Raw genomic sequence first — 17,240 nt, 5'->3', positions numbered from 1 at the left:
TCACGCCAGCACCCCTTCATCGGCCAGCGCCGCGATCTCGTCCGCGTCCATGCCGAGCATCTCGACGAACACCCGGACATTGTCCCCACCCAGCATGGGCGGCGGCCCGATCTTCACTTCGGAGCGCGAGAAATCCGCCGGCGGCCCCGGCATGTCGCAGCGGCCGAGCACCGGATGGTCGATCGCGACATAATGGCTGCTCTCGATCAGCTCGGAGTCGGTAAACACCTCGCGCCCGTCCTGTACCGCCTCGGCCGGGATACCCGCTGCGGCCAGCTGCTCGGCGATCAGATGCTTGTCCCGCCCGCGCGTCCAGTCGGTGAGCGCCGCGGTTGTCTCCGGCGCGCCGCGCGCGGCCAGGTCGAGCGCCGGGTCAGCGCCGATGATCTCCGCCAGCGCCCGCCAGTCGGCATCGTCGCGCACCGCGATCGCGCAATATTGGTCAAACCCGCGCGCCGGGAAGATGCCGTGCGGCGCCATGCCCGGGGCGGCATTGACGGGCTTCTCGAACGCCTCGCCCTCGATCTGCCGGCGGATCAGCACATCGCTCAGCACATGCACCAGCGGCTCGACCTGCGAGACGTCGATATGCTGCCCCTCGCCGGTCTGCCTCTTGCGCTCGAGCGCGGCGAGCACCGCCATCGTCGCGAACATCGGCGCCACGACATCGCCGTACGCGAAGGGCGGCATATGCGGCCCGCGATCGGGCCAGCCCGACAGCGCCGCCAGCCCGGACAGCGCCGCCGCCGAATTGCCATAGCCGCGCAGGTCCGACATCGGCCCCACTCGTCCCGCGACGCTGACCGACAATATGATCAGATCGGGCTTGATCGCGCGCAGTACGTCCGCGCCCAGCCCGATCCGCTCCATGAAACCCTTGCCGAAATTCTCCACCACGACATCGGCCCAGGCGACCAGCCGCTTCGCCACCTCGATTCCACGCGGATCGCCCAGGTTGATCGTCACGCCCAGCTTGCTGGTGTTGGTGATGGCAAAGAAGGACGACCCGTCCGGGTTGCGCTTGCCGTCCTTGAACGGCGGGCTCAGCCGCCCGAGGTCGAGCCGCTTGCGGCTCTCGATCTTCACCACGGTCGCGCCGTGATCGGCCAGGTCCTTGGTCGCGCGCGGCCCCGCCCCGACCCAGCTGAAATCGGCGATCTTCACGCCCGTGAGTGCCTGAGTGTTTTGGGCCTGAGTGTTTTGGGCTTGCGTCATTTCACCGTCCCACAATCGAGCGGCCGACCCGCGGTGCGCTGGGCGACCATCGCCGTCGCATGTTCCGCGATCTCCCGCCCCGGAATGCCCATCCGGCCGAGCGACGCGCCGAGCTTCGTCGCATTGGCGCGGTACAGCGTGTCGAACTCGGCCTGTGCGCCCGGTGCCGGATCGACGAAGGTCAGCCCGGCCTCCTTCGCATAGTCGGTCGAGACCGCGACGGACTTGTCGAGCTCGGCGATCATCGCCGCTTCCCACACGGTTTCCGCCCGGGTGAACAGCGCCTGGTCGGCCGGGCTCAGCCGCTGCCAGACCTTTTCACCCATCGCCCGCGCGGGATAGGCGCCCCGCGGCACGCGCAGCGTCGTGTAATAGCGCGCGACATCGGCGAGATGCATCGCCCGGAGCGCATCGATCGGCGTCACCACGCCGTCGATCACGCCCTTGGCCATCGACGGATAGACTTCCGCCATCGACATGTTGACCGGGTCGGCGCCCAGCGCGCGCAGCACGTTCGCCGTGTCCTCCTGCGCCCGCAGCCTCAGCCCCTTCAGGTCGGCGAGTGTCCGCACCGGCCGGTTGCGCGTCAGGATGCCGGGGAAGTTGCCGCCCTGCACCGCCAGCACATGCAGCCCGCGCACCTCGGCATTGAACGCCGGATAGGTCCGGGCGAGGCAACGATAGACCGCGACCTGGTCGGCCATGGTGCCGACCCCGCTATAGAAGCTCGGCTGGATGCGCTGGAGATGCGCGCTGCGCGCATACATCGGCGTGATCATCCCGATATCGGCGACACCGTGGCGGATCTCGAGCATGTTCTCGTTCGAGGAGAGCAGCGCCCCGCCCCAATAGGGCTTGATCCGGATGCGTCCTTTGGACTCCCGGGCGACATAATCCATCCAGGCCTGGTCCGCCCGGCTGAAGGTGTGCGTCGCCGGATACGGACTGGCATAGGTCAGCACGATCGTACCGTCGGGCGCCGGCGCGCGGCCGCAGCCGCCCAGCAGGCCGAGCAACACAGCGAAGAGAAGCGTCAGCCGGGCCATCTCAATGCGCCAGGATCGTCGGCAACCACATCACGGTCGCGGGGATGAAGATCAGCATCGCGAGATGGACGAAGTCGCTCGCCAGGAACGGGATGATGCCGCGGAAGATCGTGCCGAGCGAGATGTCGCGCGCCAGCGAATGAATGACATAGACGTTGAACCCCAGCGGCGGATGGACGAAGCCGATCTCCATCGTGCGCACCAGGAAGATGCCGAACCAGATCGGGCTCAGCCCCAGGCTCTCGATCACCGGCAGGAACAGGGGCGCGGTCAGCAGCATCAACGCCAGCCCGTCGAGGAACGAGCCGAGCACCAGCAGCACCACCGCCATCGCGATCACCGCCAGCATCGGGCTCGCGCCGAGGCCCTGCACCAGGCTCGTCATATGCTCGGGGATGCCGGTCACGCTGACGAAGGTGGAGAAGATGATCGCACCGATGATGATCGTGTAGATCATACCGGTGGTGCGCAGGGTCGAGCCGAGCGCTTCGGACACCGCCGCCCGGGTCAGCTTGCCGCGAAGCGCGCACACGCCGAGCGCGCCGACACAGCCGATCGATGCCGCCTCGGTCGGGGTGAACCAGCCGATGATCAGCCCGCCCACCACGAACAGCACCAGGGCCGCGATGTCGATCACCCGCACCAGCGACGCGCGCCGCTCCGCCCAGGAGGCGCGCGGACCGGCCGGGCCGAGCGTCGGGTTGAACCGGCACAGCAGCATGATCACCGCGACATAGAACAGCGCCTGAGTCGCTACCGGCACGATCGCCGCGGCGAACAGCTTGCCGATCGATTGCTCGGCGATGATGCCATAGACGATCAGCGCCCCGCTCGGCGGTGTCAGCGATCCGAGCGTCCCGCCCGCCGCCAGCGCCCCGGTCGCGAAGCCCGGCTTGTAGCCCTGCGCGCGCATCTCGGGCAGCGCGACCGCGCTGATCGTCGCGACGGTGGCCAGGCTCGATCCGCTGATCGCGCCGAACCCCGCGCACCCGCCGATCGAGGCGATCGCCAGCCCGCCGCGGCGATGCCCGAAAAAGCTCGACGCCATGCCGAAGAAATCCCGGCTCGCCCCCGCCGCGAAGCACAGCTGCGCCATCAGCATGAACAGCGGCAGCACGCCCAGCTCGTAGCGCGACAGCGTGTCGAACGACGCCACGCCCGCCTTGATCAGCCCGGCCTCGGGCGAGATGATCACCGCCAGCCCGACCATGCCGACCAGCGCCAGCGCCGCGCCGATCGGAATGCCGACCAGCAGGATCGCGAGCAGCGCGACGAACCCGATCAGGCCGACCCATTCCGGCGTCATCGGCGGAAGCTCCGCACCAGGCTGCGCAGCAACAGCAATGTCACCGCACCGGCCGCAAGGATCCACACCAGCCGGAACCAGCGCAACGGAATGCCGAGCAGCTCGGTCATTTCATGCGTGTCCCACAGGTCCGCCGCGACCCACACCGACCCGGCACAGAGCAGGGCGAAGGACAGGGCCCCCGCCGCCAGCCCGGCCCGGTCGAGCCACAGCTTGGTCGGCGGCGAAACATATTCGGTCAGGATATGCACGGCGGCATGGCGCTGCGACAGCGTCGCCAGCACGATCGCGACACTGGTCGCGACCACGGCGAAGATCTGGAACAGCTCGATCGCGCCGAGAAAGGAGAAACCGGCATGGCGCCCGATCACCGCGATCGCGTCGGTGGCCATGGCCAGCAGCAACGCCCCGGCACCGACCGCCTGGAGCAAACGATGCGCCGGCCCCGCCGGCTCTCCGCCAGGCGTCATGTCTTCCGGCGAAGCGTCCACGCATCCTCCTCGGCTCCGGCGGCTTATGATTCCCGCCTCAAAACAAGTTTGCAGATATAACCGTAGATGTCATCAACTATTTTGCTTCTGCGAGGTTTCGCTTTTAACACCCTTTGCGATCTGTATAGCCTGCGCCCGCACTACAGGGAGTTTGAGCCATCGGCGAACGCAGGAAATCAGGCGACGACGTATCGCTCGGGCGGCTGAGCAGCTTTCTCGGCTTTCGCCTGCGCCGCGTCCAGAACCAGCTGTCGCGCGATTTCTCGGCCCGGACGCGCGAATGGGGCCTGCGCCAGGGCATGTTCAGCGCGCTCGAGGTCATCGCCGCCAATCCCGATATCTCCCAGACCAATCTCAGCCGCGAGGTCGGGCTCGACAAGTCGGTGATGGTCGCGATGGTCGACGATCTGGAGGCACGCGGCTGGGTCAAGCGCACCCGCTCCACCAATGACCGCCGGCGCTACAAGCTGGCCATCACCCCCGAGGGCCGCGACACGCTCGACGCGCTCTTCGCCGAGCTGGAAACGACCGAGGAACTCGGCCTCGCCGCCCTGACCGAGGAGGAGCGGACCGTCGTCAACGACGCGCTCGACAAGGTCTACCGGGCCTATGTCCGGCCGCAGAAAGCAGCGCGGGCCGGGGATTAGAGTCCGATGACTTTACCTTTACCCGTTCGTGCCGAGTGAGACCGAGTAGCGCCGCAGGCGCGTATCGAGGGCTCGTATCGAGGCAATGTTCCGGGCGACACCTGTCTCTCGATACGCCATCTCGCTACGCTCCTGCGGCGCTACTCGATGGCTACTCGAGACGAGCGGCAGGGCCGGATCGACCTGAAGTCATCTCGCTCTAGCGCGAACCTTGGTTAGGCCGTGAACCCATAAAGGGCCGCTTTCGGCACAAGCGCTGACCGGCGATATTTGGTGGAATGCCGTCCGACGGCTTTCGGGTGGCGCTGAACTCTAGCTGCCCTAACCGCGCCGCTTGACCACGTTCGACATCGCAGGTCGGAGTCGCTCCGTCAGGTTGCCCGCATCCTTAAGTCTTAAGCCGCCAAGAAGGTCAAAGCCTTCCATATACCACCCTAGAGCAATCGGATCGGCTTCGCTGTACACGCCGGTGACCTTGTTGGTGTGGGAGATGAACAAATAAGATGGCTTTGGCCACGCCTCTATGTTGAACGAGATTTCCGTCACTAGTTTTTCCGTTTCACGACGCCGCAGCAGGAAGCGCAGGGCCTCTCGATGCTCGCGAACGATCGAGTCAGCATGGAGGATCGTGTCAACTTGGTCGGGCTTCAAAGCGAGCAGAGCGTCGACAATTCCATGCATGATGACTTCGAACGCATCCGGAACGTTCGGAAAATCATCCGTCACTCCGACGTGAACGTAGCGTTGCCACCAGTCGCCCCCATCATTGGTCAGTTGAACGGAACCAGGCTTCAGCGACGCCGTGAATAGCACGTATAGGGCCGAAAATGCTCCCAGGCTGACACCCTCGCCGTTCAGGTGCCAAGCGATGCGACGGCCGTAAGCAACCGCTTCTTCATGGTCTTTTAGATAGACATGCCTGTCTCCGGCAAAAAGCCTAATGTCATTGATGAGGGAGGGGCGGCCATCTTTGGTCATGCGCTGATGTCCGCTATCGATGCTCTGAATTGCAATAGCGAAAGGCAGCAATCGGGGCGTAAGCGGACAGGCCGCCTTTAATGAGTCTACGGCCCAGCTGGAATCACCCCTCCCGGTTCGCCCGAGCTTCGACGCCCCCGATCAAGCCCGGGGCCGAACGGACGCGGCGGAGTAATCCAGCTCGAACGCTCTGGCCGCCCGGCAGATCGATTCAAATCGGCAGAGAAATGGTGCAACGCCCCCGAGCCGAGGCCCCTGGCCCCGCCCGCTGTTTCTCAAGTGAAGATCACACACCCGGGGCGCGAGATCCTTTCCCTGTTCCGCGCGATGCGTTCGCTGTTTTCGCGCGCCCGTTCGCTGTTATGGGATAACAGGGAACGCCGAGGTAAACGGTTGAGATAGCGATCGAAAGTGGCGCCAGAAGGCACGCTCGGAAGGGCAAGATAAATATCTTCCCTGTTATTTCGCTGTTCCGGGCGGATAACAGGGAACGCCTACACCGTCCCCCAGACGTCCCGCGCGACATCGATCACCAGCTTCAGCTTGTCGCGCTGCTGCCCGACTTCGATGTCGTTGCCGTGCACGGTGGACGAAAAGCCGCATTGTGGGCTCAGCGCCATCTGGTCGATCGGCATGAACGCCGCCGCCTCGTCGATCCGCCGCTTGACGTCGTCGGGCTTTTCCAGCTCGCCCAGCTTGGTCGTGACCAGCCCCAGCACCACCGTCTTGCCCTTGGGCACATGGCGCAGCGGCGCGAAATCGCCCGAGCGCGGATCGTCATATTCCAGGAAATAGCCGTCGACCGCGAGCTCGTTGAACAGCACTTCGGCGACGGGTTCGTACCCGCCTTCCGCCGCCCAGCTCGACCGGTAATTGCCGCGGCACAGATGCACGCACGCCGCCATGTCCGCCGGCCGGTCGCGGATCGCGGCGTTGATCAGCCGGGCATAGGCGCGCGGCAATTCGTCGGGGTCCATGCCGCGCCGCCGCGCATTCTCGCGCTGAGTCTCGTCGCACAGATAGGCGAGGTTGGTGTCGTCGAGCTGGATATAGCGGCACCCGGCCTCGGCCAGGCTGGCGATCTCCGCGCGGTAGGCCGCGGCCACATCCTCGTAGAATTCTTCCAGGTCGGGATAGGCCTCGGCATCGATCGCTTCGCGCCCGCCGCGGAAATGCAGCATCGTCGGCGACGGGATCGTCACCTTGGGCGTCGCCGAGGTGACCGAGGCGAGGAATTCGAAATCGCGCCGCTGGATGTCGTGCGCATGGGCGATCCTGCCCGCCACCTTCATCACCGGCGGGGCATATTCCAGCTCCTTGCCGCCATGCTGGTGGAACTTCACCTGAGTCCCGCCCGCTTCCTCGACGCCGTCGAGCTGCAGCAGGAAATCGGTGTGGAAATAGGTTCGCCGGAACTCGCCGTCGGTGATGCCCTTCAGGCCCAGATCCTCCTGGAAACGCACCACGTCGCGGATCGCCTCGTCCTCGGCAGAGCGTAGTTCGGCCGGCCCGATCTCGCCGGCACGATGCGCGGCGCGCGCCTCGATCAGCGCCTTGGGGCGGAGGAAGCTGCCGACATGGTCGGCACGGAAGGGGGGCTTGCCCGGCATCGAATCACTCTCCTTGCACCATCCGTTCGAGTCGGATTATCTGTACGTGTTACGTACAATATAATGATGCGGTCAAGCGCGTCGTCAGGAGAGCCCATGACCTTCATCCGTAACCGCTGGTATGTCGCCGCCTGGGACAGCGAGGTCGACCGCACGCCCATCGCCCGCACCATCTGCGGCGAGGCGGTGATGCTCTACCGCAAGCTCGATCGCGGGATCGTCGCGATGCGCGACGCGTGCCCGCATCGCCTGTTGCCACTGTCGATGGGCATCAAGGAGGGCGACTCGATCCGCTGCCGCTATCACGGCCTGAAGATCGCCCCGGACGGCTGCGCCGAGCAGATGCCGGCCAAGTCGGAACGCGTGAACAAGGCGGTCTGCGCGACGCTCTACCCCGTCATCGAACGCCACCGCTATGTCTGGATCTGGATCGGCGAGGCCGCGCTCGCCGACCCGGCGCTGATCCCCGATTACTGGCCGTGCAGCGCACCGGGCTGGACCTTCGACGGCGGCTATTACCGCATTGCCTGCGACTATCGCCTCGTGATCGACAACCTGATGGACCTGAGCCACGAGACCTATGTCCATGCGGGGTCGATCGGCCAGCTCGAGATCAACGAGACGCCGATCGAGACCGAAACGCGCGGCGACGAGGTGATCGTCCGGCGCTGGATGCCGGGCATCGAGCCCCCGCCCTTCTGGCGCGACGCGCTGAAGCAGGACGGTCTGGTCGATCGCTGGCAGATCTGCCACTTTCTTCCCCCATCCTCGGTGCTGATCGATGTCGGCGTGGCCCCGGTCGAAGCGGGCGCGACGCCCGAGCACCACGATCAGGGCGTGCGCGGCATGGTGGTCGATGCGATCACCCCGGAGACCGAGACGAGCTGCCATTATTTCTGGGGCATGGCGCGCAATTTCGATATCGCCGATACGGGCTTCACCGCCCGCTTCAAGGCGCAGCAGGGCGCCGTGTTCCTGGAGGATGTCGAGATCTTGGAAGCGCAGCAACGGTCGATCGCGGCCAACCCCGACATGAAGCTCAGGGCCTATGCCATCGATCAGGGCGGCGTCCGTGCGCGCCGGATCATCGACCGGTTGGCCCGCGCGGAGGCCGGCCTTGCCGGATGAGCTCGGCGCGCTCGACGCGATCCTCGGCTTCCACATCCGCCTCGCCCACGGCGCGGTGCAGCGCCATTTCGCGGATCATTTCGCCGATCTCGACCTGACCCAGAAACAGGTCTCGGTCCTGTGGCTCGCCCATGACCAGCCCGGCATCGCCCAGACCGACCTGTCGCGCCGCCTCCAGATGGACCGCGCGACCACCATGGCGATCGTCCACGCGCTCGAACGCCGTGGCCTGCTCGCCCGCGGCCCGGCCGAAACCGACCGCCGCCGCATCGCGCTGTCGCTGACGCCGGAAGGACAGACCATACTCGCCGAGGCGCGCAAGGCGATCGAGACGCACGAGAACTGGCTGAAAGGGCGGTTTACCCGGGCGGAGACCGCACAGCTCATCGGTTTCCTGCGCCGGATCCATGACTAATGGGGGTCAGCGACGTGCTCCGCCCCCCTCCGTCATGCCGGACTTGTTCCAGCATCCATGTTTCCGCAAATATGCAGGCGTTGCTTCTGCGGCGCGATGGCCCCCCTGAACAAGTCCGGGGTGACGTCGGATTTCGGTGCATATTTGCCGTTGCAGCCAGATAGGTACGCCTCAAGAATTGTTGCATAACATAGCAAAATCCGGCAACCTTCCGCACATAACGAAAAGAGGGGATGAGATGGCCACCGATCCGCGCACGATCCTCGACCGCGAGCCGATGTCGCCGTTCCAATGGGGCGTCGTGGCGGTCATGGTCGGGCTCAACGCGCTCGACGGGTTCGACGTGCTCTCGATCAGCTTCGCCTCGCCCGGCATCGCCAGGTCCTGGGGCGTGGATCGCGCCGCGCTCGGCCTCGTCCTGTCGATGGAGCTGATCGGCATGGCCGCCGGCTCGCTGGTGCTCGGCCGCGTCGCCGACCGGATCGGGCGCCGCGCGATGATCCTCGCCTGCCTCGTCGTGATGGCCGCCGGCATGTTCGGTGCCTCCACCGCGCACGACATCGTCACCCTTTCGGCATGGCGACTGTTCACCGGGCTCGGTATCGGCGGCATGCTGGCGGCGACCAACGCCGCCGTCGCCGAGGCCTCCAACGCCGCCCGCCGCCCGCTCGCCGTCGTGCTGATGGCCGGCGGCTATCCCATCGGCACCGTCGTCGGCGGTTCGGTGTCGGCGGTGCTGCTGCGTAGCCATGACTGGCAGGCGGTGTTCGTGTTCGGCGGGATCGTCACGCTGTGCTTCATTCCCATCGTGCTGTGGCGCGCGCCGGAGTCGATCGCCTTCCTGATGCAGAAGCGCCCGGCGAACGCGCTGGAGCGGATCAACCGCACGCTTGCGCGCATGGGCCATGGCCCGATCGACGCGCTGCCGCCGGTCGCGGACGAGCCGCCCGCCTTGCCGGTGTCGGCGCTGTTCTCACCCGCGCTCGCCCGGGTCACCGTCCTGCTGACGCTTGCCTATCTCGCGCACATCATGACCTTCTATTTCATCCTGAAATGGATCCCCAAGATCGTCGTGGACATGGGCTTCGCGCCCTCGTCTGCTGCGGGCGTGCTGGTCTGGGCCAGCCTGGGCGGCGCCGCCGGCTCGCTGATCCTCGGCCTGCTGACCGCCCGCGTCAGATTGCTGACGCTCACCATCGTCGCGATGCTGCTGTCGTCGGGCTTCGTCATTGCTTTCGGCCAGCCTCAATCCGGCCTGCACGGCCTGTCGGTCGTCGCCGCGCTGGCGGGCTTCGTCACCAATGCGGGGGTGGTCGGCCTCTACGCGCTGCTCGCCCAGTCCTTCCCGACCTCACTGCGCGCCACCGCCACCGGCTTCGTCATCGGCATCGGGCGCGGCGGCTCGGCGCTCGCCCCGGCGCTCGCGGGCTTCCTGTTCGCCGCCGGCTTCGGTCTCGCGACCGTGGCGGTGCTGATGGCGATGGGGTCGCTGGTCGCGGCGCTCGCGCTGTTCGGGCTGCGCCGGAACGCCGCGGCGACGGCGGCTTGAGGCGGCGCGTGACTCGACCTATGCCAGGTGCCGATCAGGAGAAGCCGTTTGCCGATTGCGTCCGTGCCCATGGAAGATGACGATGCCGCGCTCGGCGCGCTGGAAAGCCTTGCCGGCTATCATCTCCGCCGCGCCTCCAGTGCCTTTTCCAACGATTTCGCCCGCGCGATCGAAGGCACCGGCATGCGCCAGGTGCTGTTCGGCATCCTTTCCGTGGTCGGCGCCAATCAGGACATCAACCAGGGCGAGGTCGGCCGCCTGCTCGGCATCCAGCGCGCCAATATGGTGGCGCTGATCAACCAGCTGGTCGATGCCGGCCTGGTCGACCGCCAGACCGCCAGCTACGACCGCCGCGCCTTCGCGCTCAACCTGACGCCGGCCGGCGACGCGATGCTCAAGGATTGCCTGGCCCGGATCGAGCAGCACGAGCAGCGCATGCTCGCCGGCTTCACCGCCGCCGAGCGCCGCACCCTGATCGCCCTGCTGACCCGGATCGAAGCGCAGGAGCGCTGACCCCCTACTCCCGTTCGTTTCGAGCGCAGTCGAGAAACCGGGCTTGGCGCTCCAACAATGTTTCTCGACTACGCTCGAAACAAACGGGGAGGGAGCGGTTCTCAAGCCCGCCCGATCACCCCGCCGGATCAGTCAGGATCAGCGCATCGAGCGCGACCACGCCCTGTCCGTCGGGATAGACCACCACCGGGTTGAGATCGATCTCGCGGATCGCCGGCGTGCCCGCCAGCAGCCGGCCCAGCCCCAGGATGACATCCGCCACCGCGCCCACGTCGAGCGCGGGCGATCCGCGATAGCCGTCGAGCAGCGCACCGCTCTTCAACAACCGCAGCTCGGCGATGATCGCGTCGCGGGTCAGGTCGGGCGGCAGCAGGCGGAAATCGTGGAGCATCTCCGCCATCACGCCGCCGAAACCGACCAGGATCGTCGCGCCCCATTCGGGATCGCCCCGCGCGCCCACGATCAGCTCGGTGCCGCGCGCGCCCATCGCCTCGACCAGCGCCCCGTCGAGCGCCACGCCCGGCGCGTGCGCCGCGACATTGGCATAGAGCCGGGCCCAGGCCGCATCGAGCGCCGCATCATCGGCGATGTTCAGGATCACCCCACCCGCATCGCTCTTGTGCGAGAGTGCGGCGGCCTGCGCCTTCAGCACCACGGGATAGCCGATCTCCGCTGCGACCGCTTTGGCTTCCGCCGCATCGCGCGCGAACCCGCCCCTGGGGAAGGGCACGCCGAGCGGCGCCAGCAGTTGCTTGGCGCGATATTCCGGGATCACGCCGCCACCGATCGGCAGCTCGGCCGCCACCGGCGGCGTATCGGCGCTGGCGAAGTCGCGGCCAGCCAGTCGGGCAAGCTGCGCCACGGCACGGAAGGCGCGATCCGGCGAGGGGAAATAGGACACGCCCAGCGCGCGCAGGTCGCGGATATACTCCGCCGGCACGTCGGCGCCGTCGTCCAGCCCGGCGAAGATCACCGGCTTTCCCGGCTTCAGGCTGCGGATCGCCTCGATGATCGGCAGGAACTTCATCCGCGACGTCGCTTCGTCGGTCTGGATGATGCCCATGATCACACTGCCATAGGTCGGATCGTCGAGCAGCGGCTCCAGGGTGCGGCGATACAGATCGGGATCTACCAGCGCCTGCGCGGTCAGGTCCATCGGGTTGCTCACCGGGATGAAGTCCGGGATCGCCGCGCGCATCCGCGCCGCAGTCGCTGCCTCCATCGCCGGCAGATCGAGCGCCAGCGCTTCGCACAGGTCGAGCGCAAGCGCCTTGAACGCACCCGATTCCGTCAGCACCGCGGTACCGCCCGCCGGGAGCGACCCGCTGCGCAGCGCGAGATCGAGCACGTCGCCCAGCTCTTCCAGGCTGTCGACCAGCACCACGCCGGCGCGCTCCACCTTGGCCCGCATCACCGCATAGTCGCCGGCCATCGCACCGGTATGCGTCGCGGCGGATTCGCGCGCGGCGCTGCTCTTGCCCGGATGGAGCAGCACGATCGGCTTGCCCGCCGTGCGTGCCTTCGCCGCCAGCGCCAGGAAGCGCGCGGGTTTGCGGAACTGCTCGACGATCATGCCGATCACCTGGGTGTTCGGGTCGTCGAGCAGATAGTCGACATAATCCTCGACCCCGCTGGCCGCCTCGTTGCCGGTCGAGACCGAGATCGAGATGCCGAGCTCCTTCGACATCAGCGTGGTGCCCAGCACCACTGCCATCGCGCCCGATTGCGAGACGATGCCGATGCCGGGCCGCTCGTCGAGGCGCTGCGCCGGGGTCTCGACGAAGGTCAGCGGAATGCCGTCGACATAATTGACCATGCCCAGGCAGTTGGGGCCCTCGATCACCATGCCGTATTCGGCGGCGATGCGGGCGACCTCGCGCTGCGCCTCGAGCCCTTCCTCGCCCCCTTCGGCAAAACCCGCCGAGAAGATCACCGCCGCGCCCACGCCGCGCGCGGCCAGCGCACGCACCGTATCGAGCACTGCCGCGCCGGGAATCGCCAGCACCGCCGCGTCGACGCCCATCGGCAGCGCGTCGACGGATTTAAGGCAGGGTCGGCCCGCGATCTCGTCGCGCTTCGGGTTGATCAGGTGGATCTCGCCCGCAAAGCCGTGCCGCTGCAGGTTGAGCAGCACCGAATTGCCCAGCGCGCCACGCGTCGGCGAAGCGCCCACGATCGCCACCGACCGCGCCTTGAGCAGCCGGTCGAGCGAAGGGGTGGCGAGCTTGGTGTCGGTGGTCACTTCAGTCTCCGGTAGTTCAGGCCGCCAACGCTGCTGTCGTCACCCCGGACTTGTTCCGGGGTCCATCGTCCCGCGAACGCAACAATGGTGGCGTGTGCGGAAGCATGGATGCCGGAACAAGTCCGGCATGACGGGAAAGGGAAGGCCGAAAGCTTCAGGCCTTCTGCTTCGACGTGTCGTACGCCCCAAGCCCCGGCTTGAACGTCTTGTCGTCGATGAACTGCTTGATGCCTTCCTTGCGGCCTTCATTGTCGTAGCTGTTGGCCGCTTCCTGCGCGCGGATCAGATAATCCTCGGCATCGTCATAGCTCATCACGCCGACACGGCGGACCGCGTCCTTGGTCGCCTTCAGCGCGACCGGGTTCTTCTTGAGCAGCACGCCAGCGACCTCGGTCACGCGCGCCTTCAGGTCCGCAAGCGGCAGCGCCTCGTTGACCAGGCCCCAGTCGGCGGCGGTCTTGCCGTCGACATTCTCGCCCATCATCGCATGGTACATCGCCTTGCGGAACGGCAGCAGCTCGGTCGCGACCTTGGTCGCGCCGCCGCCGGGCAGGATGCCCCAGTTGATCTCGCTCAGCCCGAACTGCGCTTCGTCCGCCGCAAAGGCCAGGTCGCAGGCGAACAACGGGCCGTAACCGCCGCCGAAGCACCAGCCATTGACCATCGCGATGGTCGGCTTCTGGTACCAGCGCAGGCGCCGCCACCAGCCATAGCTCTCGCGCTGCGCCTGACGACTGGCACCCAGGCCCTTGGCCTCGGTCTCGCGGAAATATTCCTTCAGATCCATGCCGGCCGACCAGGCCGTGCCCTCGCCCGACAGCACCAGCACGCCGACATCGTCGCGGAACTCGAGCAGGTCGAGCACTTCCATCATGTCGCGGTTGAGCGTCGGCGACATGCAGTTGCGCTTGTCCGGGCGATTGAAACGCACCCAGGCGATGCGGTCGATCACGTCATAGGCAACGGTGCCGTTGGAGCTGGTCTCGGTCATGGAAGGTCCGTTCTTGGAAAGGGAATTGAATCAGATCGGGTAATGGCCGGGCTGGGTCTCGATCGTGATCCAGCGCAGCTCGGTGAAGCTGTCGATGCCGGCCTTGCCGCCGAAGCGGCCATAGCCGGAGGCCTTGGTGCCGCCGAACGGCATCTGCGCCTCGTCATGCACGGTCGGGCCGTTGACGTGGCAGATGCCCGACTTGATCTGGCGCGCCACCCGCAGGCCACGCGCCGTGTCTTTGGTGAATACCGCCGCCGACAGACCGTATTCGGTGTCGTTAGCCAGCTCGATCGCATGCGACTCGTCGCGCGCGCGGACGATGCCGACCACGGGCCCGAAGCTCTCGTCGCGGAACAGCTTCATCTCGGGCGTGACCTTGTCGATGACATGCGCCGGCATCAGCACGCCGTGGGAATCGCTGCCATTGACCTGCACCGCGCCCGCGCCGAGCGCGTCGGCGATCAGGCTCTTCACATGATCGACCGTCTTCTGGTCGACCACCGCGCCCAGCGGCGTCTTGCCTTCGCGCGGATCGCCGACCGGCATCGAGCCGACCTTGGCCGCGAACTTCTCGACGAACGCGTCGGCGACGCTGTCGACCACGATGATCCGCTCGGTCGACATGCAGATCTGGCCCGAATTCATGAACGCGCCGAACGCGGCGGCCTTCACGGCTTCGTCGAGATCGGCATCGTCGAGCACGATCAGCGGCGCCTTGCCGCCCAGTTCGAGCAGCACGGGCTTGAGATGCCCCGCCGCGCGGATCGCGATGATCTTGCCGACCGCGGTCGATCCGGTGAAGTTGATGCGGCGCACCGCGGGATGGTCGACCAGCGCGCCGACGATCTCGGCCGCGTCCTTCGGCGCATTGCTGACCAGAGTCACCGCGCCCTTGGGCAGGCCGGCTTCCTCGAACGCCTCGACGATCAGGCCGTGGGTGCGCGGGCATTGCTCGGAGGCTTTCAGCACCACCGTGTTGCCGCAGGCGAGCGGCATGGCGATTGCGCGCACGCCGAGGATGATCGGCGCGTTCCACGGCGCGATGCCCAGCATCACGCCGACCGGCTCGCGCAGCGCCATCGCGATGCAGCCCGGCTTGTCGGAGGGGATGACTTCGCCGCCGATCTGGGTGGTCATTGCGGCGGCCTCGCGCACGATCCCGGCGGCGAGCATCAGGTTGAAGCCGGCCCAGCCCCGGGTCGCGCCGATCTCGCCCATCATCGCCTCGATGAATTGCGGCGCCTTGGCCTCCAGCGCATCGGCCGCCTTGTTGAGCAGCGCGCGTCGCGCATTGGGCCCCATCGCCGACCAGATCGGGAAGGCGGCCGCCGCCGCCTCGCACGCCGCATTGGCGTCAGCGATCGTCGCGGCCGGTGCGGTGGTCGCCACTTCCCCCGTCACCGGGTTGAGGCGGTCGAAGGTCGTTGCCGAACGCTCGGCGAGCATGGTGTCGAACTCGGTCATCACCCTCTCCTTAATTGTTATGTGACATAGCATGATGAATCAGGGGCCGCAAGACCCTCGGACGTCATCGGCGCCTGGCGGCGCGCATCACTTTCGGCGTGAGCTGAGCGAGATAATCGGGTTCGACAACACAGCTGAACGAAGCAGCGGCCTTCGGGTCGCCCTTGCCGTCATATCGTGCCCGTTGCGGAAACGCACAGAGTGGCCGCGTGAACAGCGCCCTGTCGTCGGCGACCTTCGCTGCCTCGATCCGCGCCGGCGCGCGACCCTGCTCGACCCAGTCGATCAGCGACCACAGCATGTCGCGCGACGGATCGCCCGCCACGGTCGCTTGGCCCGATCCGCCGAACTGGTCGGCGCCTGGCCCGCGCGCGCAATGATACATGCCCGGCACCATGAACAGCCGGACCGAGTCATCGAGCTTTTCGTACCCGCCATTGGCCCGGGCGAGCGCGGCATAATAGTCGACCGTCGGTCCGGCGATCACCGAAGGGTCCTGCCAGCCCTGATAGACGATCGCCTTGCCGCCCCGCGCAAGGAACGGCGCGATCCTCGTGCTGTCGGCGCGAAGCTGGGGCATCGTCTTGTTGACCAAAGCCAGGTCACGCGTGCGCTGGAAGCTGTTCTCGTTCCAGTCCGGATTGCGATAGACCGCATCGCCCCACATCGCGCGCAGCAATGGCGAGGCCGGGCCGGGGCGCGTGCGCACGCCCGGCAGCAGTCCCTTGTCCATCGCCCGGCCGCGCTCGTCGGGCATCGGGGCAATGATCCGCCGCAGCATGGCGAGGCGCGGCGGCGACAGGCATGCCCTGGTCTCGCCCGGCTTGCACGCCAGCACGGCCGGATCGAAGCGGCACGCCAGCGGATTCTCGACCACGCCGTCGCGCAGGCCATCCTGCGCATCGCATGCCTTGTTCGACGCGCTCTCGTACAGCGCCCAGTCCTCGTCGCTCAACGCGCCCGCCGCATCGCGCTTCTGCGCCAGCGAGAACCACATCATCCGGACAGAGATCAGCGGCATGTACGGCCCGGGCGCGCCGGCGATCACGCCGTCATAATCGCCGGGATAGGCCTGCATTTCCTTCAGCGCCTGCCGTCCGCCGCCCGAGCAACCCGAGAAATAGCTGCGGTTCGCCGGCTTGCCGTAGAAGCGCTCGACCAGTGCCTTGGCCGCCACCGCGGTCAGATGCACCGCGCGGTGCTCGTAATCGTCGCGCGCCTTGGCCTCCATCATCCAGTGCGCCATGCTGGCCTTGTGCCCACTATCGGTGGTGACGGTGGCGAAGCCCTCGCCGATGCGCCGGCTCATGTCGTTATAGTTGAACACCCCAGCATCACCGCCGACCCCGGCGCCGAGCAACCGCCCGTTCCATTGTTCCGCCAGCGGCAGCCACAGCTCGAAGCCGATACTGCCCTCGATCCGCCCCTCGACCCGGCACAGCGAAGCGCGGACCGGTTGCGGCTTGTAGAAACTGTCGGTGGCGGGCGCCCAGCCCTTCGCCTCCGGCACGATCTCGGTTGCCGACACAACTTCGACCGATCCGGCATGCCTGCCCGCCAGGTCGGCACAGGTCGTGGCCTGGGCCGGCGCCGCAACCGCGAGCGCCGGGACGAACGCCAGCATGGCGAGCAGGGACTTCAC

The 17,240-nt window shown here is 66.9% G+C and carries 15 protein-coding genes; 5 read left to right on the top strand and 10 right to left on the bottom strand.

Going from position 1 to position 17,240, the window contains the following annotated elements:
- The 4 genes from ACZ1I5_RS00965 to ACZ1I5_RS00950 are packed head-to-tail and all read right to left on the bottom strand — an operon-like array spanning nucleotide 1 to nucleotide 4,058.
- Complete coding sequence (locus ACZ1I5_RS00965; RefSeq protein ID WP_465171877.1) at nucleotides 1–1,215, bottom strand: CaiB/BaiF CoA transferase family protein; 1,215 nt, start codon at nucleotides 1,213–1,215, stop codon at nucleotides 1–3.
- Nucleotides 1,212–2,261: a TRAP transporter substrate-binding protein DctP gene (dctP, locus tag ACZ1I5_RS00960; protein WP_465171876.1), complete on the bottom strand. Its 1,050-nt coding sequence runs from the start codon at nucleotides 2,259–2,261 to the stop codon at nucleotides 1,212–1,214. The genes ACZ1I5_RS00965 and dctP overlap by 4 nt, the downstream gene beginning before the upstream one ends.
- A gap of 1 nt (nucleotide 2,262) precedes the next feature.
- Complete coding sequence (locus tag ACZ1I5_RS00955; protein WP_465171875.1) at nucleotides 2,263–3,567, bottom strand: TRAP transporter large permease; 1,305 nt, start codon at nucleotides 3,565–3,567, stop codon at nucleotides 2,263–2,265.
- Complete coding sequence (locus ACZ1I5_RS00950) at nucleotides 3,564–4,058, bottom strand: TRAP transporter small permease subunit (protein WP_465171874.1); 495 nt, start codon at nucleotides 4,056–4,058, stop codon at nucleotides 3,564–3,566. Before ACZ1I5_RS00950 ends, ACZ1I5_RS00955 begins: the two co-directional genes overlap by 4 nt.
- Nucleotides 4,059–4,357: 299 nt before the next feature.
- Here ACZ1I5_RS00950 and ACZ1I5_RS00945 point away from each other — a divergent pair, with 299 nt between their 5' ends.
- A complete protein-coding gene (locus ACZ1I5_RS00945) occupies nucleotides 4,358–4,705 on the top strand; it encodes a MarR family winged helix-turn-helix transcriptional regulator (protein WP_465171873.1) in 348 nt (115 codons plus the stop codon).
- A gap of 321 nt (nucleotides 4,706–5,026) precedes the next feature.
- Here the strand turns inward: ACZ1I5_RS00945 and ACZ1I5_RS00940 are convergent, their stop codons facing one another.
- The gene (locus ACZ1I5_RS00940) at nucleotides 5,027–5,683 is read right to left on the bottom strand and encodes a hypothetical protein (RefSeq protein ID WP_465171872.1); all 657 of its coding nucleotides are present in this window, start codon (nucleotides 5,681–5,683) and stop codon (nucleotides 5,027–5,029) included.
- Between the two features lie 494 nt (nucleotides 5,684–6,177).
- Entirely contained in the window at nucleotides 6,178–7,293 is a 1,116-nt protein-coding gene (locus ACZ1I5_RS00935) for a 5-methyltetrahydropteroyltriglutamate--homocysteine S-methyltransferase (RefSeq protein WP_465171871.1), read from the bottom strand.
- Nucleotides 7,294–7,389: 96 nt separating this feature from the next.
- On the opposite strand from ACZ1I5_RS00935, the gene ACZ1I5_RS00930 reads away from it, so the two are divergent.
- The 4 genes from ACZ1I5_RS00930 to ACZ1I5_RS00915 all read left to right on the top strand — a co-directional run bounded on the left by ACZ1I5_RS00930 (nucleotide 7,390) and on the right by ACZ1I5_RS00915 (nucleotide 10,898).
- Entirely contained in the window at nucleotides 7,390–8,421 is a 1,032-nt protein-coding gene (locus ACZ1I5_RS00930; protein ID WP_465171870.1) for a Rieske 2Fe-2S domain-containing protein, read from the top strand.
- Nucleotides 8,411–8,836, top strand: a complete 426-nt coding sequence (locus tag ACZ1I5_RS00925) for a MarR family winged helix-turn-helix transcriptional regulator (protein ID WP_465171869.1) — start codon at nucleotides 8,411–8,413, stop codon at nucleotides 8,834–8,836. Before ACZ1I5_RS00930 ends, ACZ1I5_RS00925 begins: the two co-directional genes overlap by 11 nt.
- Before the next feature lie 238 nt (nucleotides 8,837–9,074).
- Nucleotides 9,075–10,385 carry an MFS transporter gene (locus ACZ1I5_RS00920; RefSeq protein ID WP_465171868.1) on the top strand — a complete coding sequence of 437 codons (1,311 nt, stop codon included), beginning with the start codon at nucleotides 9,075–9,077 and terminating at the stop codon, nucleotides 10,383–10,385.
- A 48-nt stretch (nucleotides 10,386–10,433) separates the two neighbouring features.
- Nucleotides 10,434–10,898 carry a MarR family winged helix-turn-helix transcriptional regulator gene (locus tag ACZ1I5_RS00915; protein WP_465171867.1) on the top strand — a complete coding sequence of 155 codons (465 nt, stop codon included), beginning with the start codon at nucleotides 10,434–10,436 and terminating at the stop codon, nucleotides 10,896–10,898.
- 115 nt (nucleotides 10,899–11,013) lie between these two features.
- Here the strand turns inward: ACZ1I5_RS00915 and ACZ1I5_RS00910 are convergent, their stop codons facing one another.
- From ACZ1I5_RS00910 to ACZ1I5_RS00895, 4 genes are all read right to left on the bottom strand, one after another.
- Nucleotides 11,014–13,140: an acetate--CoA ligase family protein gene (locus ACZ1I5_RS00910; RefSeq protein ID WP_465171866.1), complete on the bottom strand. Its 2,127-nt coding sequence runs from the start codon at nucleotides 13,138–13,140 to the stop codon at nucleotides 11,014–11,016.
- 154 nt (nucleotides 13,141–13,294) lie between these two features.
- Entirely contained in the window at nucleotides 13,295–14,131 is an 837-nt protein-coding gene (locus ACZ1I5_RS00905) for a p-hydroxycinnamoyl CoA hydratase/lyase (RefSeq protein WP_465171865.1), read from the bottom strand.
- A 30-nt stretch (nucleotides 14,132–14,161) separates the two neighbouring features.
- A complete protein-coding gene (locus tag ACZ1I5_RS00900) occupies nucleotides 14,162–15,598 on the bottom strand; it encodes an aldehyde dehydrogenase (RefSeq protein WP_465171864.1) in 1,437 nt (478 codons plus the stop codon).
- 64 nt (nucleotides 15,599–15,662) lie between these two features.
- Entirely contained in the window at nucleotides 15,663–17,240 is a 1,578-nt protein-coding gene (locus ACZ1I5_RS00895; protein WP_465171863.1) for a tannase/feruloyl esterase family alpha/beta hydrolase, read from the bottom strand.

The organism is Sphingomonas sp. BL-S-30, from assembly GCF_055521475.1.
Note: the sequence above shows the minus strand (reverse complement) of the source record. Positions and strands in the feature narration are given on the sequence as shown.

What these genes read in the sequence shown, in the direction of transcription:
- ACZ1I5_RS00965 (WP_465171877.1), bottom strand. Translation starts at nt 1,215, where the DNA reads ATGACGCAAGCCCAAAACACTCAGGCCCAAAACACTCAGGCACTCACG.
- ACZ1I5_RS00945 (WP_465171873.1), top strand. Translation starts at nt 4,358, where the DNA reads ATGTTCAGCGCGCTCGAGGTCATCGCCGCCAATCCCGATATCTCCCAG.
- ACZ1I5_RS00930 (WP_465171870.1), top strand. Translation starts at nt 7,390, where the DNA reads ATGACCTTCATCCGTAACCGCTGGTATGTCGCCGCCTGGGACAGCGAG.
- ACZ1I5_RS00955 (WP_465171875.1), bottom strand. Translation starts at nt 3,567, where the DNA reads ATGACGCCGGAATGGGTCGGCCTGATCGGGTTCGTCGCGCTGCTCGCG.
- ACZ1I5_RS00940 (WP_465171872.1), bottom strand. Translation starts at nt 5,683, where the DNA reads ATGACCAAAGATGGCCGCCCCTCCCTCATCAATGACATTAGGCTTTTT.
- ACZ1I5_RS00935 (WP_465171871.1), bottom strand. Translation starts at nt 7,293, where the DNA reads ATGCCGGGCAAGCCCCCCTTCCGTGCCGACCATGTCGGCAGCTTCCTC.
- ACZ1I5_RS00905 (WP_465171865.1), bottom strand. Translation starts at nt 14,131, where the DNA reads ATGACCGAGACCAGCTCCAACGGCACCGTTGCCTATGACGTGATCGAC.
- dctP (WP_465171876.1), bottom strand. Translation starts at nt 2,261, where the DNA reads ATGGCCCGGCTGACGCTTCTCTTCGCTGTGTTGCTCGGCCTGCTGGGC.
- ACZ1I5_RS00920 (WP_465171868.1), top strand. Translation starts at nt 9,075, where the DNA reads ATGGCCACCGATCCGCGCACGATCCTCGACCGCGAGCCGATGTCGCCG.
- ACZ1I5_RS00900 (WP_465171864.1), bottom strand. Translation starts at nt 15,598, where the DNA reads ATGACCGAGTTCGACACCATGCTCGCCGAGCGTTCGGCAACGACCTTC.